Genomic DNA, 20,216 nt, shown 5'->3' with positions numbered 1-20,216 from the left:
GGTTGCGTGTTGCCTTGCATGTCACGAAAGCGGTGCTGACGTCTTTCGCACATGGGGGCTGCTCAGCTCAGGGGTCGTCGCATCGTTTTCTCCTGTCTTCGAGTATGGCTATCCATGAAGATTCGGTGGCCGGGTGCTCTAGCCCAGCAGCAAGCCTCCGTAGGCCAATGCTCCCACCACCACCAGGGCGGGATGCGCCTTGAAACGGAACAGCGCGATGGCCGCTAGCGCTGCAATGATCGCGGTATGCACGAGCCCGGCGCCGGCGATGCCTTCACTGAAGAAACTCAGTACCATGCCGGCCATCATGATGGCGATGACGGGGCGCACCCACTGGCTCATGCGCTTGACCCGCGGTGAGTCGCGGTAGCGATAGAGCAGGCCCAGAGCGCCCAGCATCAGCAGCAGAGTAGGTACCACCGTCGCCAGCACGGCGACCACGGCACCGCCGGCACCGGCCACTTCATAACCCACGTAGCCCGCCATCTTGGTGGCGATCGGGCTCGGCAGGGCGTTGCCCAAACCCAGCACCTCGGCGAACTCCTGGGCGTTCATCCAGCCGTAGCGGCCCACCACTTCCGCTTCGATCAGCGGGATGATGGCGGGGCCGCCGCCATAGCCGACGATGTTGGGAATGAAGAAGGCCAAAAAGAGTTGTACGTAGATCATTGCGCCGCCTCCTCGACCGACTTGCGTTTCGTGAGGGGAGGCAACATGGCGGCGACCAGCAGGGCGCCGATCACCAGGCCGGGATGGACGCCCAGCCAGTAGATCAATGCGCCGGCCACGGCGGCCATGGCCAGGCTGACGGCCCAGCCCAGCGCCAGGCGCGACTTGTTAAGAAAGTCCCAGGCAAGCTGGCCCATCATCACCATCACCACCGGTACCATTCCTTGGCTCATGCCGTGGATCCAAGCCACGTCACGATGGCGGCTGAACAGACCTAGCAGCAGGATCATGGCCACGATCATCGGCAGAATCACCGCAACCACGGCATTGATGCAGCCGAGCGTTCCGCCGACCCGGAAGCCGATATAGCCCGGCATCTTGGTGGCGATCGGCCCCGGCAGCGTATTGGCGATGGCCAGTACGTCAGCGAACTCCTCGTCCTTCATCCAGGCGTGCCGCTTGACTACCTCTTGGTGTACCAAAGGTATCATCGAAGGGCCGCCACCGAAGCCCAGCAGGCCGATGCGAAGGAAGGAGAAGAACAGCTTTCCCTGTTGCGATGCCGTCATGTTAGCGGATTTCCTCAAAAGGGATCGGTCATATTTCCATTGAAAAACAACTTGTTGTGGCTATATCCGTTGTATTTTTTCTGGAAATAATCGATTATTTGACTCAGATTAGATTGAAGCCTGGCGATTCGTCAAGTCAGGTATACCAAATTCCAAAAAAGAATGGAGCCACGCCATGACCGAAACCCTCAAGCAAGGCAGTGCCACCGCCGCCAGCAGGATCTACGAGACGCTGCGTCAGGATCTGCTCAACGGTCGCTACCGTGCAGGCGAGCGGCTGTCGATCACGCTACTGCGGGAGACCTACGACGTGGGCCTTAGCCCACTGCGCGAGGCGCTGAACCGTCTGGCTGCCTACGGTCTGCTACGCCAGGAGAACCAGCGTGGCTTTCGGGTACTGGAGCTGACCCGGGAGGAGCTGGCCGACATCACCGAAATGCGTCGCCAACTGGAGGGCATGGCGCTCGAACTTGCCATACGCCATGGCGACGAGGAGTGGGAGTCCCAACTGCTGGCGGCCAATCACCGCCTGGCCCGGGCTGGCGAGCACACCCCGGTGGTGGAGTGGGAGAGCCTGCATTCGCGTTTCCACAGTGCCCTGGTGGCGCCGTGCGGTTCGGCCTGGCTACTGCGCTTCATTTCGCAGCTGCACGACCAGTTCGACCGCTATCGGCGGGTGGCGCCGCGCGCCCAGGAGCTGCGCCATCAGCTCGACTCCCAGCACCAGGAGCTGGTCGATCTGGCGCTGACGCGGGATGCCCGCCGAGCCAGGGCACTGATCGAGGAGCACATCACGCTTTCCAGCGAGGTGGCCAAGCGCAGCTGTCGCTAGCGCCGCGGGCGGTCGCTCAAAGGCTTTGCATGAATCGCCGGATTCGGCTAGTGTTGGCATATGGTATACCAAGTGTCTGTGTGACACTCTTACCCTCATGACAACAGGCTGCCTGCCGTCGAGGCTCCAGCGCGCAGGCACCGAAGGAGAGCGGGATGGAAAGTCAGTTGGCAGGTCAGACGGCAGATCAGATGAAAAGCTACGTACTGACGGAAATGACCTGGCCCGAGGTCGAGGAGGCGCTCAAGAGCGCCAAGATGGCCATCGTGCCGGTCGGGGCGCACGAGCAGCACGGGCCGCACATGAACGAGAGCTGCGATGCGGTACTAGCCACCGAGATGGCCAAGCGGCTCGCCGCAGTGCTGTATCCGCAGGTTCTCGTCACGCCCACCGTGAACATGGGCGTTTCCCCGCACCACCTGAACTTCCCCGGCACCATTAGTCTGCGCCCGGAAACCCTGCTGGCCGTACTGCGCGACATGGTCGTCTCGCTCAAGCGCCACGGCATCGACAAGGTGCTGTTTCTCAACAGCCACGGCGGCAACCAGGGCACCCTGGGCCTGGCCTGCGCCAGCTTCGCCCAGGAGCTGGAGGTCGACTGCTATTACGCCAAGACCACGGCTTCCGCCAAGCAGGCCATGAAGGAGCACATCGGCTCGACGCTGTTCGGCCACAGCTGCGAGCGCGAGGTTTCAGAGGCGTACTACCTCGCCCCGCACCTGGTGCGTCCCGAGCGCCTGGAGAAGGGCGACATCGTGCATGGTGGGCGCTGGGAGCGGATGCGTCCGGGCAACCCCATCCAGGGTTTCTACCGCTACGAGGAGATGACCCGCAACGGCTGCATCGGCGATGCCACCCAGGCCAGCCTCGAGATCGGCAAGGCCATCGTCGAGGAGGCCCTGGCAGAGCTGTCGGCAGCGCTGCGGCCTCTGCTGGAGGAGCCTGTCGGCAAGCAGGCGGCAGGAGTGGAGAGGGAGCTCGCCACCTGAAGTCCGCTGGGCCAGACCAAACGCAAGAGCATCACAAGCACAAGATCCGATTAGAGAGGGCACCGACATGTACATCATCCTGACGAGCAAGCTGGGCGAATACGATGCCAGGCCGGGGCAGGGCATCTCCCCGGTCGAAGCCTACGAGTACTTCTTCTACGGCAAGAAGAAGGCCGACTTCACCATCGCCGAGGTCGACGGCGATCAGGGTCGTGTCAGCATCGTCGAAACCGGCGAAGGCGGCACGACCAACAGCGTGCCGCTGAAATTCTTCGAGCGCTTCGATACGGTCGAGGCGGCCCGCGACGAGCTCAAGCAACTGGTGACCTTCGGCAATATCGATACGCGGCTGGAAAGGGTGACGCCCTAGCTCGAACGTGACATCAGGCCAGCCATGACGCCCGTACCGTTCGGTGCGGGCGTTGATGTTTGCCTCGGCTCCCTGGCCCCTCGTGCACCAGATACCGTTGCATTGTCCAGATATGGTAAAATGCGCCATTCGCCACCCCCGTTCCAAGACAGCCGAAGGTAGCCAATGATGGCCGAGACCTGGACCCAGGAAGACCTTTCACCGATCCGCGACAAGGTGTACGCCCACCTCAAGGACGCCATTCTGCGCGGTGAGTACAAGGCGGGGGATCGGCTGGTCGAAAGGGTGCTGGCGGAAAAGCTCAACATCAGCCGCACTCCCATTCGTGAGGCGCTGTTTCGCCTCGAGACCCAGCGCTTCGTGCGCACGGTGCCGCGCAAGGGGGTGGTGGTCAACGAGATCACCCAGTCCGAGATCCTCGAAGTCTTCATGATCCTGGCATCGCTGGAGTCGCTGGCGGCACGCCTGGCTGCCCAGAAGGTCAACGACGAGATCGTGGCCGAGATCGACCAGCTCATGGCCGAGATCGAGGAGGCCTTGAACAACGGCGGCGGCGACGAGGTCGAACTCAACGTCAAGTACAACGAGCTGATCGGGCGTGCCTCCGGCAATCCCAAGCTTCATGAGATGCTGGTCGACCTCAAGGATTACGTGCGTGCCTTCTCCAATCTGAGCAGCGCCCTGCCGGGGCGTACCAAGGAGGCGCTGCGCGAGCACCAGGACGTGCTGAGCGCGATTCGCAGCGGCGAAGAGGATCTGGCCGAGAGCTTCACCCGCATCCACCTCGAGAAGTCGCGCAAGGCCTACATGAGCCACTCCCAGGTCTGAGCGGTTGGGCAACAGTATGACAACGCAAACCGGGCGCCCTCGAGCGCCCGGTTTGCGTTTTCCTCATCACACACCTTCGACAAGCCGAATGTCTCTGATGGCGCCATCGCCGAGTGCATCAAGCGCAGCACCATAAGCTTCTCCATCGTGGGTTGCTCGGGCACTTTCCAAATCGGGAAACTCGATGATGATGGTGCGGTCTTGCTGACCATCCTCATAGGCGAAGGCTGCCACATCTCTAGCCAGGAAGATGCCGCCGCCCGCGGCGATAGCTGGGACAGCAAGCTTTATGTAGTTGGCGTACTTCGTCGAATCCGTTATCTCACGGTAGCAGGAGACCCAATATGCTTTGCTCACCTTTAAACTCCTTGCCCATGCTTCGCAGCCACTAGCCGATGACCAGCGGCGAGGAGAGATTCTTCAGCGCCCGGGCAACGCTCATGGCGACGATATAGCCGGTCTTGGGGTTGCTGGGGGAAGGGGTGTTGCGCACCTCGATGCGCACTTCGCCGAAAAGTCCCTTGGCCGACACCTCGTGCACGTTCTTGTCGATGGTGGGGTCGACCAGCACGCGAACCTGCGTCGCCTCGAAGCCCACCCCCGCCAGGCTCAGCGCCGCCGAGACGTTGACGCTCTCCGGAAACACCCGGGACGATTCGCGGGCGTTGCCCTCGAAGATCACCGTCGGCTGCGTGATCGCATCGAGACTCACCACTTCCTCGGCAAAGGTACCGCGCCACGCCTTGACCGGCTTGCGGGTAGTCAGCGTGACACGCTCCAGCGGCCCCTGGGCGGCGGCGGCGATGCGGTCGAGGCCGGCAATGGCCGCTGAAGGCACCAGCACCCGCTGGCCATTCCGCTCGGCGCTGGACATCACGCGGTCGAACAGCGCCTGGTCGCAGAAGGCACCCACCGAGACCACCATGAAATCGCAGCCGTGGGCGAGCGAGGTCTCGGCATAGCGCGCCACAGCCGCGTGGCCCGCCGTTTCCACCACCACATCGGGAGTGCAGGCGAAGAAGGCCTCCTCGCTGTCGGTGAAGTGACAGCCTTCCGGGGCAACGTCGGCATACTTGGCCATGTCGCGTACCAGCACGGCGACCAAGCGGCTGCTGCCCGCCTGGCCGCCGAGGATGGCCTCGGCGACGTCCTTGCCGGCGGTGCCATAACCGATGAGGCCGACCCGTGTCGTCTTCTCGCTGCTGGTCATGGCGCTACTCATGCCTCCGCCTTGGGCTGAACCTGCCGTGCGCCGGCGGTGCCGCCCTTGGGGGTCTCCTCCCAGGAGACCTTGACGTCGCCCTTGAGGAAGGTCTGGCAGGCCAGACGATAGCCCTGCTCGAGCTCCTCGGCCGAGAGCAGCTTCTCTTCCTTCTTCTTCACCGCGTCGGTGTTCTCGCGGCCCTCCTCGACCAGGCACTTGCAGGTGCCGCACAGGCCGCCGCCACACTTGAACGGAATGCCGCCCTTCTCGCGCAGCGAGATGCGCAGCAGGTTGGAGTCCTCAGGAGCGCTGATGACCTTGCCGCCGTTGGTGATGAAAGTGATATCCGGCATGTCGATTACCTCGCTAGATCCGGTGAAGCGTCAGGCGACGCTGCCTTCGAGCTCATGGGTGAAGTTGAAGCTGTCGGCGTAGATCCGCTCGACGTCGAGGCCGCGCTGGGCAAAGCTCGTCTTGGCGGCGGCGATCATCGGCGGCGGGCCGCACAGGTAGGCATCGAAGGAGCTCAGGTCGTCGAAGTCTTGGCACACGGCCTCGTGCACGAAGCCGCGGCGGCCGCCCCACTCGGGATCGGGGTCCGAGAGCACCGGCACGTAGCGGAAGTCGGGCAGCGTTCTGGCCCAGTCGTTGAGCTGCTCGTCGAGATAGAGATCCTCGGCGCGACGCACGCCCCAGTAGAGCGTGATACTCGGCCGGTTCGGCTCGTCCAGCAGCGATTCGATGATGCTCTTGAGCGGCGCCAGGCCGGTGCCGCCGCCCACCATCAGCAGGTCGCGGGGGCTCTCGGCGTCGTGACGGAAGTTGCCCAGCGGCAGCTCCACGTCGAGGGTGTCGCCGGCCTGGTAGTGCGTTTCCAGGCGGCCGGTAAAATGGCCGCCTGGCACGCGACGGATGTGAAAGTCGAACAGTTCGCCGCGGTGGGGCGAGGCCATCGAGAAGCTGCGCGGGCTGCCGTCGTCCAGCATCACGTTGAGATACTGGCCGGGATGGAAGACCACCTCGCTGGCGCTGGGAATACGCAGCACCAGGTGAGTCACGTCATGGCTCAACTTTTCCAGCCGCTCGATGGTAGCGACGTGGAAATCGGCCGGAATGTGGCCCGCCGGCAGCAGCTTGGCGCTGATGGTCAGGTCGCTCTGGGCGCAGGCCTGACAGGCCAGGGCGTAGCCCGCCTCGGCTTCCTCCTCGGTCAGGCCGAAGGGGAACTCGTCATACTCGACGGTGCCCTCGATCAGCTTGACGCGGCAGGCGCCGCAGCCACCGAAGCGGCAATCATGAGCCAGAGGGAAACCGGCTCGCTCAGCGGCCTCGAGCAGCGGCTCTCCCGGCTGGGCCTCGAAGCTTTCTGGCGTGTCGGCTGAAGTGTCGGCAGAAGTGTTGGCTGAAGTTCTGGAGAGGGTAATACGGTAGCTCATGGCAGCCTCCTCGAGCGCACCCGCTTCAGGCCCGGGGGGCTTGTCGTTCTCAGCGGGTGTCGGTGCTCGGCCGGTCGTCTGGGGCGTCGGCAGGCGCGCAAGCCGCCTGCCGAAGTCGCTCGCTTATTTCTTGATATCGGCCTCGACCACGACCTCGTGGCCGGATTCGCGCAGATGGTCCTGCAGGGCCTGCAGCGCGGCCAGGCCGGCCTGGGTGTCCTGCTCGCCGTTGCCGCCGCTCAGACCGACCCCGCCGATCACCTCGCCGTCGACCACGATGGGAAAGCCGCCGACGAACACGGCAAACTTGCCCTCGAAGCTCCACTGGATGCCGAAGGCCTCGTTGCCGGGCAGGGCGGGGCCGTTGGGGGCGGTATTGAAAAGGTGGGTGGAACGCTTGTGGCCGGCGGCGGTGAAGGCCTTGTTCCAGGCGATCTGCGGGCCGGTGACGCGGGCGCCGTTCATGCGCTCCAGGGCCAGCGGATAGCCGCCGTCATCTACCACGCAGATGGTTTCCAGCACGCCGATCTCCTCGGAGCGCTTCTTGGCGGCTTCCACCATCAGCTTGGCTTCTTCCAGTTCCAGTCGGAATACCTGTTTCATGAGTCACCTATATCGTCAGGTTGTCGTTGTGTGTGGCGCGCTCAGCGGCCGAGATAGACGGTCTTGGTCTGAGTGAAGAAATCCAGCCCGGCGCGTCCCGACTCGCGGAAAGTCGAGGTGCTCGATTGCTTCAGCCCGCCGAAGGGGGCGTTGACCAGGTTGCCGGTGGTGGTGCGGTTGATCTTCACCGTGCCGGCCTGGATATCGAGCGGGAAGCGCTGGATGTACTCGAAGTTCTTCGTCACCAGGGCGGCGGCGAGGCCGTAGGGCGTGTCGTTGGCCTTGGCGATGGCATCCTCGTAGCCGTCGATCTCGATCACCGCGACCACCGGGCCGAAGATTTCCTCACGGGCGATGCGCATCTCCTGGGTCACGTCGCTGAAGATCGCCGGCGCCACGTAGAAGCCCTTGGCGTAGTCACCCTCGGTGAGGTGCTCGCCGCCATGCACGTGAGTGGCTTCCTTCTTGCCCGCCTCGACATAGCCGAGCACGGTGTCGAGCTGCTGACGGGTTGCCAGCGGGCCGATCTGGGTGCCCTCGGTCATGCCGTTGCCGATCTTCAGCGTCTTGACCTTCTCCACCAGTTGCGTCAGGTACTCCTGCTTGCGGCTGCGAGCGATCAGCACGCGGCTGGTGCCGGTGCAGGCCTGGCCGGTGAGCGAGAAGCCGCCCTTAACAGTCAGGTCCACGGCGGTGTCGATGTCGGCGTCTTCCAGCACGATCAGCGGGTTCTTGCCGCCGAGTTCCATCTGGGTGCGGGTAGCCATGGCCGCGGCGCGGTGAATGCGCTCGCCGGCGGCGGTGGAGCCGGTGAAGGAGATTGCCTTGACGATGGGGTTGGCGGTGATCTCCTCGCCGATGGCCGAAGCGGCGCCGGTGATGAAGTTGAACACGCCTGCCGGCACGCCGGCGTGATGCAGCGCTTCGGCCAGTCGATAGCCGATCAGCGGAGCATCGGAAGAGGGCTTGAACACCACGGTGTTGCCGGTGATCAGGGCCGGGGCGATCTTGCGCGCCGGAATCGAGATCGGGAAGTTCCACGGCGTGATGATGGTGGCCACTCCGAGCGGCTCGCGCTGGGTGTAGACCGTCATCTTGGCGTCGTCCTGGGGGAAGGTCTCGCCGGTGATGGTCTGACCTTCCACGGCGTAGAAGCGCAGGGTTTGGGCCGAGCGAGTCACCTCGTCGCGGCTGTTGGCCAGCAGCTTGCCCTCTTCGCGGGTCAGCTCCTCGGCGAACTGCTCGACGTTCTCCATCAGGTAGTCGGCGGCGCGGTTGAGAATCTTGGCGCGCTGCGAGATGGGCGTCTCACGCCAGGCGGCGAATGCACGGTCGGCGGCATCGATGGCGCGGCGCGCATCGTCGACGCTGGAAGCCTGGAACTGCCCTAGCAGGTCGTCCTGGTTGGCAGGATTGCGGTTCTCGAAGGTCTCCCCCGAGGCGCTGGCGACCCACTGGCCGTCGATATAGTTGAGAAACTGGGTTGCGTTATCCAAGACGCTTACCTCTTGTCGTCACTGGCTGTCGTCGCTGTCATCTTCGCGATTGGCGGCCATCTGCCGGTCCGATGCCGACAGATGGCTTTGGCTGCATACCCTGGCGGGGCCGAGGCTGTCAGGCCGCCATGTCGAGCTCGGAGAGGGGCAGCTCGTCGGCGACGTAGTCGTAGTACAGCGCGGTGGTATAAAGCAGACGCATCTGGGCGCCGATCTCGCAGATTTTCAGGCAGCGCTGCTGCAGCTCGACGGTATCGGCGTGCTCCAGCACGATCTGGTAGCCGCGCTCGCCGTGGATCTCGTCGGAGACGATATGCAGATCGAAGAACTCGACCTCTTCGTCGGTAAAGCCGTACTTATCGCGCAGGGTCGGCGTTTGGCGGCGGTAGATCGAGGGCACCTGGGATTCCAGGCCGACCACCAATGCTGCCACGGCGACCACCGGGTGCTCGCGCATGGCCACGGCATAGCACCAGCTCTGCAGGCCGCGGGTGGTGGGCGACATGTTGTCTGGATCTTCGACGCGCTCGCGAGTGGTGCCGCAGGCCTCGGCGAAGCGAATCAGCAGATCGGTATGACGATCGCCGCCGAGCTCTTCCTCGTACATGTTCTGCAGCAGGAAGTCCTTGGCCTCTTTGAAGTTTTCCGGGGTGTTTGCATAGATGTAGGCCAGGTAATCAGCGAACGGACCCACGTAGTGATAGTGGTTCTCTGCCCACTTGGCCAGGTGCTCGCGGGACAGCTTGCCGCTGGCCCAGGCCACGCTGAACGGTGCCTTGTTGGCGCTCTTGCCCTTGATGGCTTCTTCCAGAGCGGTGCGGAATTCGTCGCGATTCATCAACTGTGCCATGGGGAGGACTCCTGATGGGTTACCCGTGCGCCGCCTGTTGCGACAGGCCGCGCTCTTGTTGTTTGGCGTCATGGTTCCGGCAGTGACCGGTTCTCTTGGATGGCTCTTGGTATACCAAAAGCCATGAATGCAGCCTAGATTGCCGCCGATATCTCTGTCAAGGCTTTTTCTGACCTGGATCAATTTTTCTCTTTCAGCCAGGTTTTACGCTGTGACAAGAGCAATGAGGCTAACGTATCTTACTGAAAATAAAAAAGATCGTGTGGGGGTGTGGAGCGGCTGGTTCGAGCTGGCAAGGCAGGCTGGTCTTGATTTGCTTACGGTATACCATAAAGCTTGGTATACCAAGGTCGCAAGGGGATAGTCGCCGCTGGACCGACCTCGCCCGGCTTCAGCCAGGGGGAATCAGGTCGGCAGGGTAATCGGGTTGGCAGAGATAAGAAGAATAGCAGCTGGCAGGAGTCAGAGGGTGTCGAGACGGGTCAGGCGACCGCGCAGCCGGGCTTCCAGCGGTGACAGGTCCACTTCTACGTCGCTGGGCCAGGCTGCGGTGAGACGCACACCGTCGCTGACGTAGTCGGCGTGCTCCACCGGTGCGTCATGGCTCTCCAGCCAGGCACGGGCCTCCGCTTCGCCGGCGAAGTCGACGCCAAGTTTCAGCGTGGTGCGTTCCACCGCTTGCCGCTGCGGCAGCGCCTCGAGCCCCCGAACCACGGCCTGGGAATAGGCGCGGGCCAGGCCGCCGGTGCCGAGCTTGGTGCCACCGAAATAGCGGGTTACCACGCAACCTACCTGTCCCAGCCCGGCGCCTTCCAGCACCTGAAATATGGGGCGCCCCGCGGTGCCGCCGGGTTCGCCGTCGTCGGAGAAACCGATGGCCTGCTGCTCACCGGGCGGCCCGGCGATATAGGCACTGCAGTGGTGGCTGGCGTTGGGGTGGGTGCGTCTCGCTGCCGCCAGTAAAGCATCGAAGGCCGCCACGTCGGGCGCATGGCAGAGCCAGGCGATGAAGCGGCTGCGTTCGACTTCGATGACGCTCTCCCGCCAGGCACCGGGAGCGAGGTCGGGTACCGGGTAGCGCATCAGTGGGTCAGCTCGGGGCCGTCCTGCCGGCGCACCACGCCCATGACCATGCCCAGTACCTGGATGTCGCTGTTCTTGAGATAGATCGGCGCCATGTTCTCGTTGGCCGGCTGCAGGCGCACGCCGTTCTTCTCGATATACAGCTTCTTCAGCGTGACCTCCTGCTGGTTGATCAGGACCACGGCGGTCTCGCCGTTCTCGGCGCTCTCCTGACGCTCGATGATGATCACGTCGCCATCGAAGATGTTGCAGTCGATCATCGAGTCGCCACGTACGCGCAGGGCGTAGGTGTTGCGTCGCACCATGCAGGCAGGGGCGCGAATGGCACCGCCGCTGGGGCAGGCCTCGATGGGCAGCCCCGCGGAGACGTCGCCCAGCAGGGGCACCTCGACGAGGTCGGTGGCGTCGACGCTGGCCCAGGAGGTGGCGATGGGCAGGTTGGGACGTCGGTACAGGTAGTGCATGGAAGGCGTTGGCATTGGCGTTTCCCCCTCTGTGCGACCCTGTTGAAATGTACAGGTGCTTCGAATCATATCAGGCGTTACGTTCCTGGCAAGTTTCTCTGTCATGCAGCTGCCTTGACCTGGGGCAAGGGTGGCGCCATGACGCACCCCGCTCGGTAGCGGCAAAAGGCCTTTCCGTGTAGCATTTCCGGCGTAATCACCCATTCCTGGAGAGTGCTGTTGAGCCTGCGTCTACAAGCGCAAAGCCTGGCCTGCGAACGTGACGACCGTTGGCTGTTCCGGGATCTGGACCTGGATATCCGTGCGGGCGAGATCGTACGGGTAGAGGGGCCGAACGGCAGCGGCAAGACCACCTTGCTCAAGATTCTCTCGGGTCAGCTGGCCGACTACGAAGGCGAACTGTTCTGGAGCGAGCGGCCGATGCGCGAGGCCCGCGAGTCCTTTCTCGCCAACCTGCTCTATCTGGGCCATGCCCCGGGGGTAAAGGCAGCGCTGACGCCGCTGGAGAATCTGGCCTGGTATCAGGCGCTCAGCGGCGAGAAGCCGAGCGAGGCGGCACGCTTCAGGGCACTGGAAGAGGTCGGCCTGGTCGGCTTCGAGGACGTGCCGGCCGGACAGCTCTCCGCCGGGCAGCAGCGACGCGTGGCACTTGCCAGGCTGATTCTGACACCGCGTGCGCTATGGGTGCTCGACGAACCTTTTACCGCCATCGACCGCGATGGCGTGGCGGCGCTGGAGCGGCGCCTGGTGGAGCACGCCCGCAGCGGTGGCTGCGTGCTGGTCACCACGCACCACGAGCTCACGCCGTGCGCCGAGCTGCGCCGTATCCGCCTCGGCGGGGGAGGGGCCGATGACGGCATCTGAAAACTCGTTGAACAGGGCAGCCGCTGCGCTGCGCGAGGAACCTGGCGACGGCCTCGCTGTCGCAGTATGGGCAACGCTCAAGCGGGACCTGCTGTTGATGCTGCGTCGGCGCAGCGAAGTGCTCAACCCGCTGGTGTTCTTCGCCCTCGTCATCACCCTGTTCCCGATCGGCATCTCCCCCGATCCGGCACTGCTGGCGGCCATTGCGCCCGGCCTGCTGTGGGTGGCGGCGCTGCTGGCGGCCCTGCTGTCGCTGGACAGTCTGTTCCGGGCCGATTACGACGACGGCTCGCTGGAACAACTGCTGCTGACGCCCCAACCGCTGGCGCTGCTGGCGCTGGCCAAGGTCGCCGTGCACTGGCTGCTGACCGGTCTGCCCCTGGCGCTGATGGCGCCGGTGCTCGGTATCATGCTGTCGCTGCCGGCTGGCAGCTATGCGGTGTTAGCCATTTCCCTGGCGCTGGGAAGCGCCAGTCTCAGCCTGATCGGTGCCATCGGAGCGGCGCTGACGGTGGGGCTTTCCCGCGGTGGCGTATTGCTGTCGCTGCTGGTGCTGCCCCTTTACATCCCGGTGCTGATCTTCGGTGCCGGAGCCGTCCAGGCGGCCATCCTCGGCGATGGCGTACTGGCGCATCTGGCGATTCTCGGCGCGCTTCTGGCGCTGGCCCTGAGTCTTGCGCCGCTGGCAATCGCGGCGTCGCTGCGCATCAGTATCAACGGTTGAGAGGTTGAGAGGCATGTGGGCCTTCATTAACAAGCTGCGTTCCCCCAAGTGGTTCTATGCCATCAGTGCCCGACTGCAGCCCTGGTTCTGGGCGGCAGCGCTGATCCTCATCGTCACCGGTACCATCTGGGGGCTGGCCTTCGCCCCGGCCGACTATCAGCAGGGCAACAGCTTCCGCATCATCTACGTGCACGTGCCGGCGGCCTTCCTCGCCCAGTCGATCTTCGTTTCCATGGCGATCACGGGGCTGGTGTTCATGGTCTGGAAGATCAAGATCGCCGACATGGCCGCCACCGTGATGGCGCCGCTGGGCGCCGCCATGACCTTCATCGCGCTGTTCTCCGGCGCGGTGTGGGGCGTACCGACCTGGGGCACTTGGTGGATGTGGGACGCGCGCCTCACCTCGATGCTGATCCTGCTGTTCCTCTACCTCGGCGTGATCGCCCTGCGTGGCGCCTTCGCCAGCCGCGACAGCGCCTCCCGCGCCGCCTCGGTGCTGGCCATGGTCGGCGTCATCAACATTCCGATCATCAAGTACTCGGTGGAGTGGTGGTATACCCTGCACCAGCCGGCCACCTTCACCGTCACCGGGCGTGTCGGCATGCCGATGGAAATGTGGCTGCCGCTGCTGATCATGGTGCTGGGCTTCTACAGCTTCTTCATCGCGCTGGTGCTGACGCGTACGCGCAGCGAGATCCTGCGCCGCGAAGCCAACAAGCGCTGGGTGCGTGAGCTGGCCGAGGAGGCGAACTGATGGCATTCGACACCTTCCAGGAGCTGCTCGCCATGGGCGGGCACGCACCCTACGTCTGGTCCGCCTGGGGCGTGACCGCCGCCCTGATGCTGGGCATCGTCTTTCATGCTCGCGCCGAGCGCCGCCAACTGCTGAGGCAGCTGCAGCGTCGCGCTCGCCGCGAAGCGCGCCAGAGCGCACCCGCCGCTGCGGCGCAACCGATTCAAACTAGCAAGGGTGGATGCACCAATGACGCCTAAACGCAAACAGAAGCTGTTCATGTTCCTCGGCCTGGTGTCGCTTGCGGCCATCGCCGTGGGGCTGACGCTCTATGCCCTGCGGGCCAATATCAACCTGTTCTTCAGTCCGATCCAGATCGCCGCCGGCGACGCTCCCTACGAACGCCAGATTCGCGCCGGTGGCATGGTGAGGGAAGGCAGCGTGTCGCGTAATCCGGATAGCCTGGACGTGGAGTTCACCGTCACCGACTATGTCGAGGACGTGCGCGTTCACTACAGCGGCATCCTGCCCGACCTGTTCCGTGAAGGGCAGGGCGTGGTAGTGGTCGGACAACTGCAGCGCGACGGCTATATCAAGGCCGATCAGGTGCTGGCGCGTCACGACGAGAACTACATGCCCCCCGAGGTCGCCGAGGCGCTCGAAGCCGCCGGCTATTCCCCCGCCGACTTCCAGCAGAAGGCCGCCAAGGTGGCCAAGCGCATCGAAGAGAGCGAGGCGCAAGAAGGCGCAAGCCAGTACTGAGCGGAGTTTCCATGCAGATTCAGATGATTCCCGAAATCGGCCACTTCGCCCTGGTGATTGCACTGCTGTTCGCCATCGTGCAATCGGTGGTGCCGCTGGCCGGTGCCGCCCTGCGCCGGCCGCTGTGGATGGCCTATGCCCGGCCCATGGCGGCCGGGCAGTTCCTGTTCGTTGCCATCGCCTATGCCGCGCTGACCGCCAGCTACATGCTGGACGACTTCAGCGTGCTCAACGTGGCCAACAACTCCAACTCCATGCTGCCCTGGTACTACAAGTTCAGCGCCGTATGGGGCAACCATGAAGGCTCGGTGCTGCTGTGGAGCCTGATGCTGGCCGGCTGGGGCTACTTCGCCGTGCGCTACTCCCGCGAACTGCCGCGGGACATGGTGGCACGGGTCATCAGCGTGCTGGGCATGGTCTGCGTCGGCTTCCTGCTGTTCATCCTGGTCACCTCCAACCCCTTCGAGCGCCTGCTGCCCCAGATGCCTCAGGACGGCGCCGACCTCAACCCGCTGTTGCAGGACATCGGCTTGATCCTGCATCCGCCCATGCTCTACATGGGCTACGTCGGCTTCTCGGTGGTCTTCGCCTTTGCCATCGCCGCGTTGATCGGCGGTCGCCTGGATGCCGCCTGGGCGCGCTGGGCACGGCCCTGGACCAACCTGGCCTGGGCCTTCCTCACCGTTGGCATCGCGCTGGGCAGCTGGTGGGCCTACTACGAGCTGGGCTGGGGCGGCTGGTGGTTCTGGGATCCGGTCGAGAACGCCTCACTGCTGCCCTGGTTGACCGGCACCGCGCTGATGCACTCGCTGGCGGTGACCGAGAAGCGCGGCTCGTTCAAGAGCTGGACCCTGCTGCTGGCGATCACCACCTTCTCGCTGTCGCTGCTGGGTACCTTCCTGGTACGTTCCGGCGTACTGACCTCGGTGCACGCCTTCGCCAACGATCCTTCCCGCGGCTTCTTCATCCTGATGCTGCTGGGCATCACCGTGGGCCTGTCGCTGCTGATCTTCGCGCTGCGCGCGCCGCGCGTGAGCCACAAGGTGGGCTTCGGCTGGCTGTCCCGCGACGCCATGCTGTTGATCAACAACATCATGCTGGTGATCCTGACCGTCACCGTGCTGCTGGGCACCGTCTATCCGCTGCTGCTCGACGCCCTCAATCTGGGCAAGATCAGCGTGGGCCCGCCCTATTTCAACGCCCTGTTCGTGCCGCTGACGCTACTCATGTGCGTGTTCATGGGCATGGGGCCGATCTCGCGCTGGAAGGACACCAGCAGCAAGCTGCTGATTCAGCGCCTGTGGCTCGCTGCCGCGGTGGCGGTAGTGCTCGGTATGGCGCTGCCGTTGATCTTCGCCGAGCGCTGGAGTGCCCCGGTGGCGATCGGTATCATCGCCGCGCTGTGGATCGTGTTGCCGATGCTGCGCGACCTCTACGACAAGACCCGCCACGCAAGCTCGGTGGGCACGGGGCTCAAGAAGCTGTCGCTGGCCTACTGGGGCATGCAGCTCGGCCATCTGGGCGTGGCGGTGACCATCGTCGGCGTGGCCGTGGTGTCGAACTACAACATCGAACGCAACGTGCGCATGAGCGTGGGCGACAGTGTCAGCGTGGCCGGCTACACCTTCACCATGACCGAACTCGCCAGCCGCCGCGGGCCCAACTTCCTGGCCGACCGGGCAGTGATCGAGGTGCAGCGCGACGGTAGCCGGCGCAGCTTCACCATGAACCCGGAGAAGCGCCTCTACATCGCCCGCGGCATGCCCATGACCCAGGTGGCCCTGCGTCCGGGCTTCTTCCGTGACCTCTACGTGGCCATGGGCGAGGACCTCGGCGACAACAGCTGGGCCATGCGCGTGCAGTACAAGCCCTTCGTGCGTTGGCTGTGGCTGGGTGGTCTGCTGATGGCCGCTGGCGGTGTGCTGGCCGTGGCCGACAAGCGCTACCGGCGCCTGGCCACCGCGCCGGACCCGGAAGATGTCGCCGCCAGCTCAGGCGCCAAGCCGGAAGGCGACCGACAGGAGGCGACCGCATGACCCGTCGTCTGATCCTGCTGCTGCCGCTACTCGGCTTCCTGGGGCTGTCGGTGTTCCTCTATCAGGGCCTGTCGCTCAACCCCTTCCAGCGCGATTCGGCACTGATGGCGCGGGATTTCCCAGTGTTCGACATGGTCACTCTGGAAGACCCGGAGCGCCGCGTGGACCGCTCGCTGCTGGCCAATGGCGAAGTCACCCTGGTCAACGTGTGGGGCGAGTGGTGCCCGGAGTGCAAACGCGAGATGCCGCAGCTGCTCGACCTGGCCGACCGCGGTATCCGCATGGTGGGCATCAGCTACAAGGATACTCGCGAGAAGGGGCTCGGCTTCCTGCAGGACTTCGGCAACCCCTTCGAGGTCAACATCTTCGATCCGGACGGCGAGTTGGGCTTCGAGCTGGGCGTCTATGGCGCCCCCGAGACCTTCCTGGTCGACCGTGACGGCATCATCCGCTATCACCACACCGGCTACATCTCGGCCCGTGACGTTCGTGAACACATCCTGCCGGAGGTGCAGAAATGGCAGTGATTCGATTGGCTCTCATCGGCATCCTGACGCTGCTGATGGCGGGCACCCTTCAGGCTGGCGGCATCGAGGTTCGTGAATTCGACGACCCGGTAATGGAGCAGCGCTACCGCAGCCTGACCGCCTCGCTGCGCTGTCCCACCTGCGAGAACCAGGCCATCAACGACTCCGATGCGCCGGTCTCCCGCGACATGCGCGACCGCGTCTACATGATGCTCATGGATGGCCGCGCCGACATGGAGATCCGCGACCACATGGTCGAGCGCTTCGGCAACTACGTGCTCTACAACCCCCGTTTGGAAGGGCGCACCTTCCTGCTCTGGGGCCTGCCGGCCGGGTTGGTGCTGGCCGGTGGCGTACTGGTGGGGCTGGTGGTGCGCGCACGGCGCAACGCCTCTGCCCGTGAGCTGAGCGCCGAAGAGCGCGCCCGCCTCGAGGTCCTGATCAACCGCGGGAGGTCCGAATGATCCAGCTATGGCTAGCCTTTGCCCTCCTGCTGCTGCCCGCGCTGTGGCTGCTGGTGGCGCCGCTGCGTCGGGCGCGTCTGGTGCATGACGCCCAGCGCGACTTCGAAGCCAACGACAAGTCCACCGAGCAGAATGTGGCGATCTATCATCGTCGCCTGGCGTCGCTCGAAGCTGCGCTCGAGCGCGGCGACATCGACCAGGCGCGTTTCGAAGAGGACCGTCTCGACCTCGACCGCAGCCTGCTCGAGGATACCGAAGGGTTGGTGCGCCGGCCGCTGCATGCGCCGGCCGCCGGTCGTCTCGTGGTGCCGCTGGTGGCGGTGGCCGTGGTGGTGGGCAGTGTGCTGTGGTATCAGCAGCACGGCGCCGAGGGCGATCTCGCCCTGTTCAACGCCTTCCAGGAGAGCGACTCGCTGCCCACGCTGCTGGCGCGGCTCGAGCAGCAGGCCGAGAGCCAGCCGCGCAATCCCAACGTGTGGGCCACGCTCTACCCGATCTATCGCGATTCGGGGCAGGGCGAGGCGGCACTGCACGCGCTGGACAACCTGATCGCCATCGAGGGGCGTGCCGCCTCGCTGCTGGCGCAGAAGGCACAGCTCAAGTTCTTCATGGCCGATCGCACTCTCACCGACGAGGTGCAGGGGCTGATCGAAGAGACCCAGCAGCTCAACCCCAGCGAGCCGACCATCTTCGGCATGCTGGGCGTGCACGCCTTCGACCGCGGCGACTACGAGCAGGCCGTGGACCATTGGCGCCGGGCCATCGCCGGCATGTCCGACTCCAGCTCCGCCCAGGCGCTGCGCGAGGGCATCCAGATCGCCCAGCAGCGCATGGGGGTGGCACCGGATGAGCAGGAAGCCGTGGCCCAGGGGCCCGGCATCCACGTCAGCGTCAGCCTGGAGGAGCGCCTGCAGGGGCTGCTCGACGACGACACCCGCGTGTTCGTCATCGCCCGCGACATGGAGGGCGAGCTACCGCCGCTGGCCGTGGCCCGGGTAACCCTTGGCGATCTGCCGGCCACGCTGATCATCGACGATCGCCATGCCATGTCGCCCGATGCCTCGCTGTCTCAGGTCAGCGAAGTGCGCCTGCTGGTGCGCGTCAGCAAGAGCGGCGGTGCCACACCGGAGACCGGCGACATGTACGGCGACCTGGAAGGGGTAAGAGTTGGTGACGTTGAAGGAGATCCCGTGGAGGTCGTGATCGACCGTGTCATAGAATAGCGGGATGCGACTCACCTCGATCCGCCTGAGCGGTTTCAAATCCTTCGTCGATCCAGTCACGGTGCCCTTCGATGGCAACATGACGGCCATCGTCGGCCCCAACGGCTGCGGCAAGTCGAACATCATCGACGCCGTGCGCTGGGTCATGGGCGAATCCTCGGCCAAGACCCTGCGCGGCGAATCGATGACCGACGTCATCTTCAACGGCTCCACCGCGCGCAAGCCGGTGGGGCAGGCCGCCATCGAGCTGCGCTTCGACAACAGCGATGGCACCATGGGCGGCCTCTATGCCCAGTACGCCGAGATCGCGGTGAAGCGCCTGGTAACCCGCGACGGCCAGTCCAGCTACTTCTTCAACGGCCAGAAGTGCCGCCGCCGCGACATCGCTGATTTGTTTCTCGGCACCGGCCTCGGCCCGCGCTCCTACGCCATCATCGGCCAGGGCATGATCTCGCGGCTGATCGAGGCGCGCCCCGAGGAGCTGCGCGCCACTCTCGAAGAGGCCGCCGGCATCTCCAAGTACAAGGAGCGCCGCCGCGAGACCGAGAATCGCATGCGCCGCACCCGCGAGAACCTCGAGCGACTCGAGGACATTCGCGACGAGCTCGACAAGCAGCTCGAACGTCTCCGGCGTCAGGCCGAGGCGGCGCGTCGCTATCAATCCCTGAAGGAAGAGGAGTTCCGCCTCAAGGGCGAGCTGGCGTTGCTGCGCGGTCGTGCCCTGCGTGCCCGTCAGGTCGAGGAGGAGCGCCGCGTAGGCGAGCTGGAAACCGCCGTGGAGCGCGAGGTCCTCGGCCTGCGCCAGTGCGAGACCCGCCTGGAGGAGGCGCGGGCCGGCCACGACGCCCTCGCCGAGACCCTCGAGGCGCGCCAGGCGCGCTTCTTCGAGACCAGTGGCGCCATTGCTCGCCTGGAACAGAACCTGGAGCATGCCCGCAGCCGTGAAGGGCAACTGGCCCGCGACCTGGAGAGCGCTCGCCAGGAGCTCACCGAGCTCGACCGCCTGGGCGAGCACGACCGCGAGCGCCTGATGCGTCTCGACGAGCGTCTCGAAACCCTGGTGCCGGAGCAGGAAGAGGTGGCCGAGCAGCTCGCCGAGCTGGAGGCGATGCTGGAGGAAGCCGAGCCCGCAGCCGAGGAGGCCGAGCAGGCCTTCGAGACCTTCAGCGAAAGCTGGCGCGAGGCCAGCCGCGAGGCCGAACGCAGTCAGGACCGCCTGCGCGAGCTGGAGAGCCGTCTGGCGCGGCTCGAAGCCGACGTTCAGCGCCGTCGTCAGCAGCAGCAGGAGCTGCCCGACCTGGCCGAGCTGATGGCCCGGCGCGACGAGTTGAAGGAGCGGCTGGCGGAATTCGATCTGGCTCAGGAAGAGGTCGAAGCCCGCCGCGAGCAGCTACAGGCCGGCCGTGACGCCGCCCGCGAAGCGGCGGCGACCCTCGAGCGCGAGCGCGAGGCCGAACGCGCCAGGCGCAGTGCGCTGCAGCTCGCGATAT

Annotated in this window: 25 protein-coding genes; 14 read left to right on the top strand and 11 right to left on the bottom strand. The window is 64.9% G+C overall.

What is annotated here, in order from left to right; genetic code table 11:
• Nucleotides 1–138: 138 nt before the first annotated feature.
• Entirely contained in the window at nt 139–669 is a 531-nt protein-coding gene (locus B8115_RS22280; RefSeq protein ID WP_010630084.1) for a chromate transporter, read from the bottom strand.
• Nucleotides 666–1,238: a chromate transporter gene (locus tag B8115_RS22275; protein WP_010630083.1), complete on the bottom strand. Its 573-nt coding sequence runs from the start codon at nt 1,236–1,238 to the stop codon at nt 666–668. Before B8115_RS22275 ends, B8115_RS22280 begins: the two co-directional genes overlap by 4 nt.
• 175 nt (nt 1,239–1,413) lie before the next feature.
• On the opposite strand from B8115_RS22275, the gene B8115_RS22270 reads away from it, so the two are divergent.
• The 4 genes from B8115_RS22270 (at nt 1,414) to B8115_RS22255 (ending at nt 4,257) form a co-directional block, all read left to right on the top strand.
• The gene (locus B8115_RS22270; protein ID WP_010630082.1) at nt 1,414–2,070 is read left to right on the top strand and encodes a GntR family transcriptional regulator; all 657 of its coding nucleotides are present in this window, start codon (nt 1,414–1,416) and stop codon (nt 2,068–2,070) included.
• Nucleotides 2,071–2,225: 155 nt separating this feature from the next.
• Complete coding sequence (locus B8115_RS22265) at nt 2,226–3,059, top strand: creatininase family protein (protein ID WP_010630081.1); 834 nt, start codon at nt 2,226–2,228, stop codon at nt 3,057–3,059.
• 67 nt (nt 3,060–3,126) lie between these two features.
• Nucleotides 3,127–3,429, top strand: a complete 303-nt coding sequence (locus B8115_RS22260) for a hypothetical protein (RefSeq protein ID WP_010630080.1) — start codon at nt 3,127–3,129, stop codon at nt 3,427–3,429.
• Nucleotides 3,430–3,597: 168 nt separating this feature from the next.
• Nucleotides 3,598–4,257 (top strand): GntR family transcriptional regulator, encoded by a 660-nt coding sequence (locus B8115_RS22255; protein ID WP_010630079.1) that lies wholly within the window; start codon nt 3,598–3,600, stop codon nt 4,255–4,257.
• Nucleotides 4,258–4,323: 66 nt separating this feature from the next.
• On the opposite strand, the gene B8115_RS22250 is transcribed toward B8115_RS22255, so the two are convergent.
• The 9 genes from B8115_RS22250 to B8115_RS22210 all read right to left on the bottom strand — a co-directional run bounded on the left by B8115_RS22250 (nt 4,324) and on the right by B8115_RS22210 (nt 11,408).
• Nucleotides 4,324–4,614, bottom strand: coding sequence for a DUF1330 domain-containing protein (locus tag B8115_RS22250; RefSeq protein ID WP_010630078.1), 291 nt, complete (start codon nt 4,612–4,614; stop codon nt 4,324–4,326).
• A 31-nt stretch (nt 4,615–4,645) separates the two neighbouring features.
• Complete coding sequence (nadX, locus tag B8115_RS22245) at nt 4,646–5,479, bottom strand: aspartate dehydrogenase (protein ID WP_202949121.1); 834 nt, start codon at nt 5,477–5,479, stop codon at nt 4,646–4,648.
• Complete coding sequence (locus B8115_RS22240) at nt 5,476–5,814, bottom strand: 2Fe-2S iron-sulfur cluster binding domain-containing protein (protein WP_010630076.1); 339 nt, start codon at nt 5,812–5,814, stop codon at nt 5,476–5,478. Before B8115_RS22240 ends, nadX begins: the two co-directional genes overlap by 4 nt.
• A gap of 30 nt (nt 5,815–5,844) precedes the next feature.
• Nucleotides 5,845–6,897, bottom strand: coding sequence for a 2Fe-2S iron-sulfur cluster-binding protein (locus tag B8115_RS22235; protein ID WP_010630075.1), 1,053 nt, complete (start codon nt 6,895–6,897; stop codon nt 5,845–5,847).
• 123 nt (nt 6,898–7,020) lie between these two features.
• A complete protein-coding gene (locus B8115_RS22230) occupies nt 7,021–7,500 on the bottom strand; it encodes a heme-binding protein (RefSeq protein ID WP_010630074.1) in 480 nt (159 codons plus the stop codon).
• A 41-nt stretch (nt 7,501–7,541) separates the two neighbouring features.
• The gene (locus B8115_RS22225; protein ID WP_010630073.1) at nt 7,542–8,996 is read right to left on the bottom strand and encodes an aldehyde dehydrogenase family protein; all 1,455 of its coding nucleotides are present in this window, start codon (nt 8,994–8,996) and stop codon (nt 7,542–7,544) included.
• 118 nt (nt 8,997–9,114) lie between these two features.
• Entirely contained in the window at nt 9,115–9,846 is a 732-nt protein-coding gene (locus tag B8115_RS22220; RefSeq protein WP_010630072.1) for a TenA family transcriptional regulator, read from the bottom strand.
• Between the two features lie 462 nt (nt 9,847–10,308).
• A complete protein-coding gene (locus B8115_RS22215) occupies nt 10,309–10,929 on the bottom strand; it encodes a YigZ family protein (RefSeq protein ID WP_010630071.1) in 621 nt (206 codons plus the stop codon).
• The gene (locus B8115_RS22210) at nt 10,929–11,408 is read right to left on the bottom strand and encodes a phage repressor protein (protein ID WP_026038318.1); all 480 of its coding nucleotides are present in this window, start codon (nt 11,406–11,408) and stop codon (nt 10,929–10,931) included. The genes B8115_RS22215 and B8115_RS22210 overlap by 1 nt, the downstream gene beginning before the upstream one ends.
• A 204-nt stretch (nt 11,409–11,612) precedes the next feature.
• Here B8115_RS22210 and ccmA point away from each other — a divergent pair, with 204 nt between their 5' ends.
• The 10 genes from ccmA to B8115_RS22160 all read left to right on the top strand — a co-directional run.
• Nucleotides 11,613–12,257, top strand: a complete 645-nt coding sequence (ccmA, locus tag B8115_RS22205; protein ID WP_010630069.1) for a cytochrome c biogenesis heme-transporting ATPase CcmA — start codon at nt 11,613–11,615, stop codon at nt 12,255–12,257.
• Nucleotides 12,244–12,981 (top strand): heme exporter protein CcmB, encoded by a 738-nt coding sequence (ccmB, locus tag B8115_RS22200; RefSeq protein ID WP_010630068.1) that lies wholly within the window; start codon nt 12,244–12,246, stop codon nt 12,979–12,981. Before ccmA ends, ccmB begins: the two co-directional genes overlap by 14 nt.
• A 13-nt stretch (nt 12,982–12,994) precedes the next feature.
• Complete coding sequence (locus B8115_RS22195) at nt 12,995–13,735, top strand: heme ABC transporter permease (RefSeq protein WP_010630067.1); 741 nt, start codon at nt 12,995–12,997, stop codon at nt 13,733–13,735.
• Nucleotides 13,735–13,974 (top strand): heme exporter protein CcmD, encoded by a 240-nt coding sequence (gene ccmD / locus B8115_RS22190; RefSeq protein ID WP_010630066.1) that lies wholly within the window; start codon nt 13,735–13,737, stop codon nt 13,972–13,974. Before B8115_RS22195 ends, ccmD begins: the two co-directional genes overlap by 1 nt.
• Nucleotides 13,964–14,476 (top strand): cytochrome c maturation protein CcmE, encoded by a 513-nt coding sequence (ccmE, locus tag B8115_RS22185; protein ID WP_026038316.1) that lies wholly within the window; start codon nt 13,964–13,966, stop codon nt 14,474–14,476. Before ccmD ends, ccmE begins: the two co-directional genes overlap by 11 nt.
• Before the next feature lie 11 nt (nt 14,477–14,487).
• Nucleotides 14,488–16,512 (top strand): heme lyase CcmF/NrfE family subunit, encoded by a 2,025-nt coding sequence (locus B8115_RS22180; protein ID WP_010630064.1) that lies wholly within the window; start codon nt 14,488–14,490, stop codon nt 16,510–16,512.
• Nucleotides 16,509–17,039, top strand: a complete 531-nt coding sequence (locus B8115_RS22175; protein ID WP_010630063.1) for a DsbE family thiol:disulfide interchange protein — start codon at nt 16,509–16,511, stop codon at nt 17,037–17,039. The genes B8115_RS22180 and B8115_RS22175 overlap by 4 nt, the downstream gene beginning before the upstream one ends.
• Complete coding sequence (locus B8115_RS22170; protein WP_010630062.1) at nt 17,030–17,503, top strand: cytochrome c-type biogenesis protein; 474 nt, start codon at nt 17,030–17,032, stop codon at nt 17,501–17,503. The genes B8115_RS22175 and B8115_RS22170 overlap by 10 nt, the downstream gene beginning before the upstream one ends.
• Nucleotides 17,500–18,726, top strand: a complete 1,227-nt coding sequence (gene ccmI, locus B8115_RS22165) for a c-type cytochrome biogenesis protein CcmI (protein ID WP_010630061.1) — start codon at nt 17,500–17,502, stop codon at nt 18,724–18,726. The genes B8115_RS22170 and ccmI overlap by 4 nt, the downstream gene beginning before the upstream one ends.
• A 4-nt stretch (nt 18,727–18,730) precedes the next feature.
• On the top strand, nt 18,731–20,216 hold a 1,486-nt coding region (locus tag B8115_RS22160; RefSeq protein WP_010630060.1), incomplete at its 3' end, for a chromosome segregation SMC family protein.

The organism is Halomonas sp. KM-1 (assembly GCF_000246875.1).
GTDB classification, from domain to species: Bacteria; Pseudomonadota; Gammaproteobacteria; order Pseudomonadales; family Halomonadaceae; genus Halomonas; species Halomonas aerodenitrificans.
This window is presented reverse-complemented; position numbering and strand designations above follow the sequence as displayed.